Consider the following 12,084-nt stretch of genomic DNA (forward strand, 5'->3'; position numbering starts at 1 on the left):
CCGGCGCGTGGCAGGTCAGGGCAGTTCGCGCGGCAGGCCGGGGGCGTTAGGGTCGGCGGTATGGCCGATACCCCGCTTGACCTCACGCTGGACGCCGCGCGGCTGACCGCGCAGCTCGTCGACTTCCCCTCGGAGAGCGGCACGGAGAAGCCGCTCGCCGACGCGATCGAGGCCGCGCTGCGCGCCCTGCCGCACCTGACGGTCGACCGGCACGGCAACAACGTCGTCGCCCGCACCCACCTCGGGCACGACCAGCGCGTGATCCTGGCCGGCCACATCGACACGGTCCCCATCGCAGGCAACGTGCCGTCCCGGCTGGACGAGGACGGCGTCCTGTGGGGCTGCGGCACCTGCGACATGAAGTCCGGGGTGGCGGTGCAGCTGCGCGTCGCCGCCACCGTCCCGGCACCCAACCGCGACCTGACCTTCGTCTTCTACGACAACGAGGAGGTCGCCGCCGAGCTGAACGGCCTGCGGCACGTCGCCGAGGCCCACCCGGACTGGCTCGCGGGCGACTTCGCCGTCCTCCTCGAACCCTCCGACGGCCAGGTCGAGGGCGGCTGCCAGGGCACCCTGCGCGTCCTGCTGAAGACCAAGGGGGAGCGGGCGCACTCCGCGCGCGGCTGGATGGGCGCCAACGCCATCCACGCCGCCGCGCCCATCCTGGCCAGGCTGGCCGGGTACCAGCCGCGCCACCCGGTCATCGACGGCCTGGAGTACCGCGAGGGCCTCAACGCGGTCGGCATCTCGGGCGGCGTGGCGGGCAACGTCATCCCCGACGAATGCGTCGTCACCGTCAACTTCCGCTACGCCCCCGACCGCAGCGAGGAGGAGGCGATCGCCCACGTCCGCGAGGTCTTCGCGGACTGCGGCGTCGAGGAGTTCGTCGTCGACGACCACAGCGGCGGCGCGCTGCCCGGCCTCGACCACCCGGCCGCCGCGGCCTTCATCGAGGCGGTCGGCGGCACACCGCTGCCCAAGTACGGCTGGACGGACGTCTCCCGCTTCTCGGCGCTCGGCGTGCCGGCCGTCAACTACGGCCCCGGCAACCCCCACTTGGCGCACAAGCGGGACGAGCGGGTCGAGACGGCGAAGATCCTCCTGGGCGAGGAGCGGCTGCGGGCCTGGCTGACGAGCTGACCCGCGGCCACGAACCCGACCGACCGAGGTCCCCCGCCCGTAACCCGCCAAGACCTACGCTGAGGTGGAACGACCGCACGTGGAGGGAGCGCACATGCCGACAGGCAACCCGGAGGGCAAGAAGCGGCCACCGGAGGAGCAGCGCCTTGGACCCGTGCTCCGGCGCCGGAGCCAGGTCCAGGCCAGCACCACGGACCAGCGGCTGCTGGACGAGCGCGCCCCCACCGACTGGGTGCACACCGACCCGTGGCGGGTGCTGCGCATCCAGTCGGAGTTCATCGAGGGCTTCGGCACACTGGCCGAACTCCCGCCCGCGATCAGCGTGTTCGGCTCGGCGCGCACCCCGGTGGACTCGCCGGAGTACGAGGCCGGGGTGCGGCTGGGGCGGGGACTGGTCGACGCGGGCTTCGCCGTGATCACGGGCGGCGGTCCGGGCGCGATGGAGGCGGCGAACAAGGGCGCCTGCGACGCGGGCGGCATCTCGGTCGGCCTGGGCATCGAGCTGCCCTTCGAGCAGGGTCTGAACCCCTACGTCGACATCGGCCTGAACTTCCGCTACTTCTTCGTCCGCAAGATGATGTTCGTGAAGTACGCGCAGGGCTTCGTGGTCCTGCCCGGCGGCCTCGGCACCCTCGACGAACTCTTCGAGGCGCTCACCCTGGTCCAGACCCAGAAGGTCACCCGCTTCCCGATCGTCCTCTTCGGCAGCGCGTACTGGGGCGGCCTGGTCGACTGGCTGACCCACACCCTCATCGCCCAGGGCAAGGCGGCCGAGGCCGACCTGACCCTGTTCCACGTCACGGACGACGTGGAGGAGGCGGTGGCCCTGATGTCGAAGGAAGCGGGCAAGTAGAGCGCCCCGGCGGGGGTCGCGGGTCCGTGCGGCTGCGCCGCGTGGGCGCGACCGGCCCACCGGGCGCGCGCCCGAAAGGGCACGCAAGGGGGTCCGGGGGCGAAGCCCCCGGGTCCGGGACGGGAAGGGGCGGCGGGGGCGAGAAACGCCCTACGCCAGCCCCCGCCGGGCGACAGCGGGCCCCCGGTGCCCCGCGATCGCCGCCACCATGTCCACCACCTGCCGCGTCTCGGCGACCTCGTGCACCCGGTACACCTGAGCCCCCAGCCACGCCGACACCGCGGTCGTGGCCAGCGTCCCCACCAGCCGCTCCTTCACCGGCCGGTCCAGCGCCTCCCCCACGAAGTCCTTGTTGGACAACGACACCAGCACCGGCCACCCCGTGGCGACCATCTCGTCGAGCCGCCGCGTCGCCTCCAGACTGTGCCGCGTGTTCTTCCCGAAGTCGTGCCCGGGATCGATCAGCACCGACTCCCGCGGCACCCCGAGCGCGACCGCCCGCTCGGCCAGCCCCACGGTCACCTTCAGGATGTCCGCCATGACGTCGTCGTACGTGACCCGGTGCGGCCGGGTCCGAGGCTCGGTGCCGCCCGCGTGCGTGCACACCAGCCCCACCCGGTAGCGGGCGGCGACCTCGGCGAGCCGCGGGTCCACACCGCCCCACGCGTCGTTCAGCAGATCGGCGCCGGCCTCGCACACCGCCTCGCCGACGTCCGCCCGCCAGGTGTCCACGCTGATGACCACGTCCGGGAAGCGCCGCCGCACCTCGGCGACGAAGCCGACCGTGCGCCGCGCCTCCTCCTCGGCCGTCACCTCCTCGCCGGGGCCGGCCTTCACCCCGCCGATGTCGACGATCGCCGCGCCCTCGGCGACCGCCCGCTCCACCCGCGCGAGGGCCGGCTCGTCGCGGAACGTCGCCCCCTGGTCGTAGAAGGAGTCGGGGGTCCGGTTGACGATCGCCATGATCACCGGCTCGTGGGCGTCGAATTCACGCCTGCCCAGCCTGAGCATCCGCTGTGACCTCTTCTCGTACGTTCCGCTCTTCGGCCGCCTGCGACCCTAACCGGCAGCGTCGCATGGCACGATCGGACCCTGACACATACGACAGACTCCGGACTCCGTGGGGACCTCAGCGATGGTGATGTTCTTGTTCCTGGTCGTCGCGCTCGCGGTCGTCGTCGCCGCGGTGACCCTCGCGGTCGTGGGCGGCGGGGGCACCGGACCGCTGCCCGAGGCCGCGCCCGAGCGGCTGCACGACCCGCTGCCACCGGACCGCCCGGTGGGCCGTGCCGACGTGGAGAGCCTGCGCTTCCCGCTCGCCGTCCGCGGTTACCGCATGGCCGACGTCGACGACGCCCTCGGCCGCCTCGGCGCCGAACTCGCCGAGCGCGACGCCCGGATCGCCGACCTCCGGACCGCGCTGGCGGGCGCCCGGTCCGCCGCGGCCCCGGTACGCCTGACCAAGCCGGAACCGGAGGACCAGCAGTGAGCGACGCGACAGCACAGAGCCCGGTGACCGAGGCGGCGCCCGACGGCGCCGCGCTCGCGGGCCCGGACGGCGCACGGCGCTGCCCCTGGGCGCTGTCGGCGCCCGAGTACGTGGCCTACCACGACGAGGAGTGGGGCCGCCCCGTCCACGGCGACGACGCCCTCTACGAACGGCTCAGCCTGGAGGCCTTCCAGTCCGGGCTGTCCTGGATCACCATCCTGCGCCGCCGCCCCGGTTTCCGGGCCGCCTTCGCCGACTTCAAGATCTCCGCGGTGGCGGAGTTCACCGACGCCGACCGCGAGCGCCTGCTCGCCGACACCGGGATCATCCGCAACCGCGCCAAGGTGGACGCGACCCTCGCCAACGCGCGCGTGCTCGCCACCTGGTCCCCGGGCGAGCTGGACGCCCTCATCTGGTCCCACGCCCCCGACCCGGCCACCCGCACGGTCCCGCACACCCTCGCGGACGTCCCCGCCGTCACCCCGCAGTCCACGGCCCTGTCCAAGGCGCTCAAGAAGCGCGGCCTGCGCTTCGTCGGCCCGACGACGGCGTACGCGTTGATGCAGGCGTGCGGACTGGTCGACGACCACCTCGTGGACTGCGTGGCACGGCGCCGCCCCTGAGCGCCCGCGGGAGCGGCGCCGCCGCGCTGCGCGGGTCAGCGGCCCAGGTACTCCGGCTTCTCCTTGTTCACGAACGCCTGCACGGCGATGTGGTGGTCCTCGGAGCTCCCCGCGCGCGTCTGCAGCTCGTCCTCCTTCTCCAGCGTCTGCGCCAGGGAGTGCGTCAGGCCGTAGGCCACCGATTCCTTGAGCGCGGCGTACGCCAGCGTGGGGCCCGCGGCCAGCTTCCGCGCGGCCTTCTCGGCCTCGGCGCGCAGCTCGCCCGCCGGTACGACCCGGTCGGCGATGCCCAGCTCCAGGGCCTCCTGGGCGGTGACGGTGCGCGGGAAGAGCAGCAGGTCGGTGGCGCGGCCGGCGCCGACCACCCGCGGCAGGGTCCAGGAGATGCCGGAGTCCGCGGTCAGCGCGACCCCGGCGAACGAGGTGTTGAACGACGCGGTGTCCGCGACGATCCGGTGGTCGGCGGCGAGCGCGAAGCCGAAGCCCGCCCCGGCGGCCACCCCGTTCACCGCGGCCACCACGGGCTTGGCCGCGCCCGCCAGCGCCCGCACGATCGGGTTGTAGTGCTCCCGTACGGTGCTCATCGTCTGCCCCGACCCGCTCTCGCGGTCGGCGGCCAGCAGGCCGATGTGCTCCTTGAGGTCCTGGCCCACGCAGAACGCCCGGTCACCCGCGGCGGTCAGCAGCACCGCCCGGACCGCCTCGTCGGCCGCCGCGGACTCGGCCGCGTCCCGGAGCGCGACCTTGGTCGCGATGTCCAGCGCGTTCATCGCCTCCGGGCGGTTCAGCGTGATCGTCGCGAGAGCGTCGCTCACCTCGTAGAGCACGGTGTCGGCCATGGCGCATCCCCTCCGGTGTCGGCTCCGGCGTACCGCTCGGTACGTCCTGTGTCCGAAGGACAGCATGACGGAGATCACCGGCCCGAGCGCGGAGCGGGCGTGTGACCTGCGTCAAAGAATTCGGGTGGGCCGGGTGCCGGGGGACGCGGGCGTGGGGGCGCAGTATCGCAGTCACATCCCCGAATTGAGTGGTTTTGCTCGCGCGCGTTGCCCAAGCGATGCGGACCGATGTTGGTCATCGGGTCCTGGGATGCGGGATAATGGCTGGGAAGCAATGTGTTCGATGCCGGTGTCGCGTGTCCTGGGCCGTTCTGGGGCGTGGAGCGCGCGCGTGCCCTTTTCGGTGCGCCGTCGGCTTTGACGATGAGCTGGGTTTCAGGAAGGGGAACGAGCATGGCGGCCATGAAGCCGCGGACGGGTGATGGCCCGCTCGAGGTCACCAAGGAGGGGCGGGGCATCGTCATGCGCGTTCCGCTCGAAGGCGGCGGTCGACTCGTCGTCGAGCTGACCCCTGACGAGGCCGACGCGCTCGGCGACGCCCTCAAGAAGGTCGTCGGCTGACGCGGAAGCGACCATACCCTTTCGGTGACCCCGGTACCGCACGCGGTGCCGGGGTCGCTGTCTGTCCTGCCGGGGGCCGAGGGCGGGGCGACCGGGGCCGGGAGTCAGGGGCCGGAGCCGGGGGCGGAGGCCGGAGGGGCGGGGCCGGGCCGGGAATCCGGGCGCCGGGCCGGGGAGCCGGGCGTCCGGGCCGGGCGGTTTGCGCTCGCCGGACGGCTCAGCGCTTGACCGCGCACAGCAGGCCGTCGCCCACCGGGAGCAGTGACGGCACCAGCTCGGGGCTCTCGCGCACCGTGCGCAGCAGCTCCCGCAGCCGGACGACCTCCGCCGGCTGCGGCCCGGAGTCCACCGTCCGGCCGTGCGCGAAGACCCCCTCGAAGACGACCAGGCCACCGGGGCGCAGCAGACGCAACGATTCGGCGAGATAGTCGGGGAACTCGTGCCGGTCGCCGTCGCAGAACACCAGGTCGTACCCGGCGTCCGCGAGCCGGGGCAGGACCTCCAGGGCACGGCCGGGGATGAAGCGGGCGCGGTTGCTCGCGAACCCGGCGGCCCGGAACGCCTGCCGGGCGAACTGCTGGTGCTCCGGCTCGGGGTCCACGGTGGTCAGCACCCCGTCCGGGCGCATCCCGTGCAGGAGGTGGATGCCGGAGACGCCGGTGCCGGTCCCGATCTCCGCGACCGCCTTCGCGTCCACGGTGGCGGCGAGCAACCGCAGCGCCGCGCCCGCGGCGGGGGACACCGCGCGCAGCCCTGCCTCGCCGGCCCGGTCCCTGGCCCAGTGCAGCGCGTCGTCCTCGGCGACATAGGCGTCGGCGAACGCCCAGCTCGTCTGCCGGTTGCCGGTAATGACCCTCTCCTGTCCCCTGGATGCCTGGGCGTGACTGTATCCGTTGGGGCCGGGAACCCGCAGATGGGACCGGTCGTTTGAAGGGGTGGGGGAGCAGCGGGCGACGTGACCGGAGGCCGGACGGGGGGTATGGGATGGAACGGGACGACGAGCAAGTGCCGACGCAGCCGGATGACCCGTGGCAGGGCGTGTCAAATTCAAGTAAAACCGCTTATCCGGAGCTAACGGGCGAGGTGGCTATGGTAGGGGCTCCACTGGACACCACCAGAGCCGACAGGGGAGGTGCGGCCGCGCCTGTGGATCGGGGAGGAGTGCTGCGGCGCTTCCTCGGATCGGCAGGCAGGCCGAAATCCGTGAACGACACCGCTGCTGACCCGACCCACGCCGAGGGCCCCGCCCAGACCGCGACCTTCTCCAGCGACGCGGACGGGCAGGCGTGGACTCCGCCCACCTGGGAGGAGATCGTCAGCACCCACAGTGGCCGCGTCTACCGCCTGGCCTACCGCCTCACCGGTAACCAGCACGACGCCGAGGACCTCACCCAGGAGGTCTTCGTCCGAGTCTTCCGCTCCCTGTCGACGTACACGCCGGGCACCTTCGAGGGCTGGCTGCACCGCATCACGACCAACCTCTTCCTGGACATGGTCCGCCGCAAGCAGCGCATCCGCTTCGACGCGCTCGGCGACGACGCGGCCGACCGGCTGGCCAGCAAGGAACCCACCCCGCAGCAGCTCTTCAACGACGCGCACTTCGACGCGGACGTCCAGCAGGCCCTGGACACCCTCGCGCCCGAGTTCCGCGCCGCGGTGGTCCTGTGCGACATCGAGGGACTCTCCTACGAGGAGATCGCCGCGACCCTGGGCGTGAAGCTCGGCACGGTCCGCTCCCGTATCCACCGCGGCCGTTCGCAGCTGCGCAAGGCCCTGGCGCACCGTTCGCCCGAGGCCCGGCAGGCGGAGCGGCGCCGCTTCGTGCCCCGCGTCGCCGCGCTGGGAGGAGGGGGCGCGACCGCGTGAGTGGGTCCCGATCCAACCCCGCCGCGAGGGGCTTCGCGGAACAGCATCTGGGAGACCGGCTCTCCGCCCTGGTGGACGGGGAGCTAGGTCATGAGACGCGTGAGCGCGTCCTGGCGCACGTGGCGACCTGCCCGAAGTGCAAGGCGGAGGTCGACGCCCAGCGCCGGCTGAAGAATGTCTTCGCCGAGACGGCCCCCCCGCCGCCCTCCGAGAGCTTCCTGGCCCGCCTCCAAGGGCTGCCGGGCGGCGGTGACGCGGACGGCGGTGCGCCGCTGGGCGCGGGAGGCTTCCCCGGCAGGATCTCCGGCCTCTCCGGGCGCGCGCAGGACTCCGGGGACACCGGGATGTTCGGCGTGCGGCGCGGCGAGCGGTTCGAGTTCGGGTACGTGGCGGCCGCCCCGTTCGCCCCCGAGCCGGAACCGGAGCGGCCGGAAGGCTTCCGGATCCATCACGTCGGCCGCCCCGACGGGGACCGGCCGCCCTCGCGCGGGCTCCGCTTCGCCTTCGTCGCCGCCGGTGCGGTGTCGCTGGCGGCGGTCGCCCTCGGCGGCGTCACCACCGGCGCCGCGGGAGACACGGCCGCGGAGGCGCGCGGCGGCTCCGGTACGGGCAGCAACGCGACCCCGGCGCGCCCGGCCGGTGCGGCGGCGGTCGGGCCCGAGGCCTCACGGCGCCGCCAGTCGCCGAGCGCGCCCCTGCCCATCCAGCGGTCGACCGGCGCGGGACCGGCGGCACCGACGTCGTTGTCCGCGCCCCTGCTGCCCGGCGTGCCCACCCCGGAAGCCGCCGTACCGGTGACGGACGTGGTGCGCACGCTGACGGCGCCCGTGTCCGCCGGGGCCGCGATGCTGTCCCCGCTGATACGTCCGCTCGGCACCCGGCCGCCGGTCTCCCTGACGGCGTGGTCCGCCGACCCGCAGCTCACGGCGCCCGGTCTGCTCGCGGCACCGGCGCCGGGCCCGACGCCCAGTCCGCCTTCTCCCGCCACCGCGCACCTGGCGCCCTGACCGGCGGCAGGCTCCTGCGCGGCGGCCCGTGAACCTGGTTGAATCCAGGTGGTCGCGCCCATGACACCCGTCCGGGCGCGCGGTCGACGAAGCACGGCCACCGCCGACGAGCCGTGCCGCGGGCACCTGTGGGGAGAGCATGAACGAGGGGAAGCCCCCGAAGTCCACCCGCCCGAGGTGGTGGAGCCGCCCCCGGCCCACCCCGCCGGGGGAAGCTGCGCCCATGGCGGCCCCCACGGCCCCGCAGGACCCGCCCGCGACCGCACACGCCGCTCCCGGCACGGCCGGGCCCGCGGTCGCCCCTGACCACGGGAACGGAAACGTCGGGAGCGACGGGGACTACGCTCTCCAGCGCCCCGCCGGGGAACTCTCGGGCGCCACCCCCGCGCCCGCCTCCCAGGAGCCGGTCGCGCCCGCCGCCGAGCGCCCCGGGCCCCTGCACGACCCCGACCCCTACAGCACCCCGCCCTACGGCGAACCGGGCCCCTGGGCGCCCGCCCCACCGGTCCAGCACCCGACGACCCCGACACCGCCGCCCGCGGCCACGCCGGCGCCCTTCTCGGGGGCCGTCCCGGCGCAGGGTCCCGCGGCAGGAGCGCCCGCTGCGGCGCCCACGCCCACCGCGGCCCCGGATGCCGCCCCGCGGCCCCAGTCCGTGCCGGTACCGGACCCGGCGGCAGGATCCCCTGCCGCTGCCGCCGCCTCCGCCCGCCTCACGGCCCCCCAGGTCTCTCCGCACGTCTCTCCCCCTGCCTTTGCGCAGGGTGCCCCGGCCCCCGTCCCGGCGCCGCACGGCCCGGCCGTCCCCGCCGACCCGTGGCAGCGCTACGACCCGTGGGCGGCGCGGCCGGGGCACGGACCGTTCCAGCACGGCGGGACCGGTGCGGCGAGCGCGGAGCAGCGGCGCGGGCGCCGCCGGCGGTCCCTCGCCGGCGGGGCCGTGCTGCTGGCGCTCGCGGCGGGCGTGCTCGGCGGGATCGTAGGGGCCTACCTCGAACGCAACGGCGGCATCGGCACCGTAGAACTGCCGCAGGCGGGCAAGGAGCCCGCCGGACGGGCACCGGACAGCGTGGCCGGGATCGCCGCGCGCGCCCTGCCCGGCGTCGTCACCCTGCACGTGTCCGGTTCCGGCGAGCAGGGCACCGGCACGGGCTTCGTGCTCGACCGCGTCGGACACATCCTCACCAACAACCACGTCGTCGGGCCCGCCGCCTCCGGTGGCGACATATCGGTGACCTTCAGCGGCGGGCAGACCGCCCGCGGCAGGATCGTCGGCCGCGACACCGGGTACGACCTCGCCGTCGTGCAGGTCCGCGGCGTGCGCGGGCTGACGCCGATGCCGCTCGGCAACTCCGACAACGTGCGGGTGGGCGACCCGGTCGTCGCCATCGGCGCCCCGTTCGACCTGGCCAACACCGTCACCTCGGGCATCATCAGCGCCAAGGAGCGCCCCATCACCGCCGGTGGCGAGAAGGGCGACGGCAGCGACCTGTCCTACGTCGACGCGCTGCAGACGGACGCGCCGATCAACCCCGGCAACTCCGGCGGCCCCCTCCTCGACTCCCGCGGCCGGGTCGTGGGGATCAACTCGGCCATCCGCTCCGCCGACACCGGCTCGGACGTGGAGACGGGACAGGCGGGCTCCATCGGGCTCGGCTTCGCCATCCCGGTCAACCAGGCCAAGCGGGTGGCCGAGGAACTGATCAACACGGGCCGGGCCAGCCACCCGGTGATCGGCGTGACCCTCGACATGGCCTACCAGGGCGACGGCGCCAAGGTCGGCGCGCGGGCGAAGGACGGCGGATCCCCGGTCACGCCGGGCGGCCCGGGCGCCGAGGCCGGCCTCAGGGCCGGCGACGTGATCACCGCGGTGGACGGCGTGCGCGTCCACTCGGGTGAGGAACTGATCGTCAGGACGCGCGCCCACCGCCCCGGCGCCCACCTGGACCTGACCGTCGAACGCGACGGGAGGAAACGGCGGGTCACCCTGGTCCTCGGTTCCTCGGACAGCGGCTGACACGCGGCCCCTCCGGCCGGGCCCCGTCGGCGGCACGTGACCCGCCCAGGACGACGCGGACCTTCCGCAACGCGGACAAGCCGGAAAACTGGTCGTGTACACGGGGCCCGACACCTCGGGACGGTACCGGTCCGACACCTGGGACGGGTACCGTGGATCCGGCCCGGACCACGGATGGACCCGCACAGACCGGACCACCCGAGGGCCGAGGACCACGGACATCGCAAGGAGCTTCAGGTGTTCAACGACATAGGACTGCCCGAGCTGGCGACGCTCATCGTCCTGGCCATGCTCGTGTTCGGTCCGGACAAGCTCCCCAAGCTCATCCAGGACGTGACGCGCACGATCCGGAAGATCCGCGAGTTCTCGGACAGCGCCAAGCAGGACATCCGCAAGGAGCTGGGTCCGGAGTTCAAGGACTTCGAGTTCGAGGACCTCAACCCCAAGACGTTCATCCGCAAGCAGCTGGACAACGAGGACCTGGGGCTGAAGGAGATCCGCAACGGCTTCGACCTGAAGAAGGAGATGGCCGAGGTCACGGACGCGGTCACCGGCCGCGACGCCGACTCCTCCGCCGCCTCGTCGTCCTCGTCCGCTTCCGCGGTGTCCCCGGTCTCGGCCGCGGGCGCCTCGGCGGGTCCGGCCGGCGGCCGCGTCGACATGACGAAGAAGCCCGAGGGCACGGACCGGGACGACCGCCCGCCCTTCGACGCGGACGCCACCTGAGCCACACGGCCTGAACCCGACGCTCCGGAGAGCCACGCCCCGGGCGCGTTCCCTGCCGCCCCGGGCGGGGTCGATATGCTGCCGAGTTGTTGTGCGGACCGGACGAGTACGCCCGATGGGGGGCGGGCCGCGCCGGTCCGACGAGAGCGAGGAGGCGTCCGGGTACATGGAGACGACAAGTAGGGCGGTCGCGCAGGCACCGGCCGAGGAGGGCGGACAACCGCTCCCCTCCGCCCGGCGCACGGTCGACGGCTACCTGCTGGCGCCCTTCCCGTGGTACGGCCTCGACGAGGCCTTCACGGGGCCGCGCCGGCTGATGCAGGTCGGCACCTCCGCCGACGGCTGCGTGGAGCACGGTTCCCTCGGGCACGGCGACGAGCCCTCGGTGCGCAACGAGTTCGTGTCCGGTTCCCCGGACGATCCCAGGGAGAAGTTCACGGTCGTCGTCACCGTCGCCGCCAACCCGGTACGGCAACTCGCCGACGGCACCGGCCGCCTGGAGGCCACCTCCGTCTCCTCGGCGGCCTGGCTGGCCGGGGTCGGCCTGCTGTCCGTCACCTGGCCCGTGCAGATGGACCACGCCCTGCGCGACGACTGGCTGGAGCAGCAGACCGAGACGGCGTGGGTGCTGGCCGACGACCTGTCCGGTCCGGACTGGTCGTCGCTCTCGCTGCCCGTGGACGGCGAGCCGACCCCGTTCCACTACCGTGAGTCCGAGTTCGGCTGGGTGCTCGCCGGATCGACTCCGCAAGGGGTGCACGTGGGGGCGTACGGACGGGGGATGAGCGCGTACGGGCTGGGCTTCGCCGTGGTCGAGGACATCACCGCCTACGCGTGACCTCCCCGCCGGGGGTACGACGAGGAAGGGCGCCGTCCGCGCGGACGGGGGCCGTACGCGTGGTACGGGCACCCACCGCCCCCTAGGAAGGCCGCAGGGGCACGCCAGACCGGGCCCGAAAGGGA

Annotated in this window: 13 protein-coding genes; 10 read left to right on the forward strand and 3 right to left on the reverse strand. The window is 74.0% G+C overall.

The genetic code is table 11. The annotated features are described in order from the left end of the window. The first annotated feature begins 60 nt into the window (after positions 1-60). Positions 61-1,140 (forward strand): succinyl-diaminopimelate desuccinylase, encoded by a 1,080-nt coding sequence (gene dapE / locus AB0G56_RS37135; protein WP_360979068.1) that lies wholly within the window; start codon positions 61-63, stop codon positions 1,138-1,140. Between the two features lie 94 nt (positions 1,141-1,234). Beyond that, entirely contained in the window at positions 1,235-1,993 is a 759-nt protein-coding gene (locus AB0G56_RS37140) for a TIGR00730 family Rossman fold protein (protein ID WP_360979071.1), read from the forward strand. Positions 1,994-2,143: 150 nt separating this feature from the next. Here AB0G56_RS37140 and folP read toward each other — a convergent pair whose 3' ends face one another. After that, positions 2,144-3,004: a dihydropteroate synthase gene (folP, locus tag AB0G56_RS37145; RefSeq protein ID WP_360979074.1), complete on the reverse strand. Its 861-nt coding sequence runs from the start codon at positions 3,002-3,004 to the stop codon at positions 2,144-2,146. A gap of 124 nt (positions 3,005-3,128) precedes the next feature. Here folP and AB0G56_RS37150 point away from each other — a divergent pair, with 124 nt between their 5' ends. Both AB0G56_RS37150 and AB0G56_RS37155 read left to right on the forward strand, forming a co-directional pair. Beyond that, entirely contained in the window at positions 3,129-3,482 is a 354-nt protein-coding gene (locus tag AB0G56_RS37150; protein WP_360979077.1) for a DivIVA domain-containing protein, read from the forward strand. A 23-nt stretch (positions 3,483-3,505) separates the two neighbouring features. Further along, positions 3,506-4,105: a DNA-3-methyladenine glycosylase I gene (locus tag AB0G56_RS37155; protein ID WP_360979095.1), complete on the forward strand. Its 600-nt coding sequence runs from the start codon at positions 3,506-3,508 to the stop codon at positions 4,103-4,105. A gap of 35 nt (positions 4,106-4,140) precedes the next feature. Here AB0G56_RS37155 and AB0G56_RS37160 read toward each other — a convergent pair whose 3' ends face one another. Further along, entirely contained in the window at positions 4,141-4,944 is an 804-nt protein-coding gene (locus tag AB0G56_RS37160; protein ID WP_360979080.1) for an enoyl-CoA hydratase-related protein, read from the reverse strand. A 393-nt stretch (positions 4,945-5,337) separates the two neighbouring features. On the opposite strand from AB0G56_RS37160, the gene AB0G56_RS37165 reads away from it, so the two are divergent. Beyond that, complete coding sequence (locus AB0G56_RS37165) at positions 5,338-5,505, forward strand: DUF3117 domain-containing protein (RefSeq protein ID WP_003966491.1); 168 nt, start codon at positions 5,338-5,340, stop codon at positions 5,503-5,505. A gap of 217 nt (positions 5,506-5,722) precedes the next feature. Here AB0G56_RS37165 and AB0G56_RS37170 read toward each other — a convergent pair whose 3' ends face one another. Continuing rightward, the gene (locus AB0G56_RS37170; RefSeq protein ID WP_360979098.1) at positions 5,723-6,418 is read right to left on the reverse strand and encodes an O-methyltransferase; all 696 of its coding nucleotides are present in this window, start codon (positions 6,416-6,418) and stop codon (positions 5,723-5,725) included. Positions 6,419-6,666: 248 nt separating this feature from the next. Between AB0G56_RS37170 and sigE the strand changes: the two genes are divergently transcribed. From sigE to AB0G56_RS37195, 5 genes are all read left to right on the forward strand, one after another. Next, a complete protein-coding gene (gene sigE / locus AB0G56_RS37175) occupies positions 6,667-7,371 on the forward strand; it encodes an RNA polymerase sigma factor SigE (RefSeq protein ID WP_360979101.1) in 705 nt (234 codons plus the stop codon). Then, entirely contained in the window at positions 7,368-8,378 is a 1,011-nt protein-coding gene (locus tag AB0G56_RS37180; RefSeq protein ID WP_360979083.1) for a zf-HC2 domain-containing protein, read from the forward strand. The genes sigE and AB0G56_RS37180 overlap by 4 nt, the downstream gene beginning before the upstream one ends. A 139-nt stretch (positions 8,379-8,517) precedes the next feature. Further along, the gene (locus AB0G56_RS37185) at positions 8,518-10,395 is read left to right on the forward strand and encodes a trypsin-like peptidase domain-containing protein (RefSeq protein ID WP_360979086.1); all 1,878 of its coding nucleotides are present in this window, start codon (positions 8,518-8,520) and stop codon (positions 10,393-10,395) included. A 237-nt stretch (positions 10,396-10,632) separates the two neighbouring features. Then, complete coding sequence (locus AB0G56_RS37190; protein WP_360979089.1) at positions 10,633-11,121, forward strand: sec-independent translocase; 489 nt, start codon at positions 10,633-10,635, stop codon at positions 11,119-11,121. Between the two features lie 166 nt (positions 11,122-11,287). Continuing rightward, a complete protein-coding gene (locus AB0G56_RS37195; protein ID WP_360979092.1) occupies positions 11,288-11,959 on the forward strand; it encodes a hypothetical protein in 672 nt (223 codons plus the stop codon). Positions 11,960-12,084: the final 125 nt, after the last annotated feature.

It is taken from the genome of Streptomyces sp. NPDC021356, assembly GCF_040641015.1.
Lineage (GTDB): Bacteria > Actinomycetota > Actinomycetes > Streptomycetales > Streptomycetaceae > Streptomyces.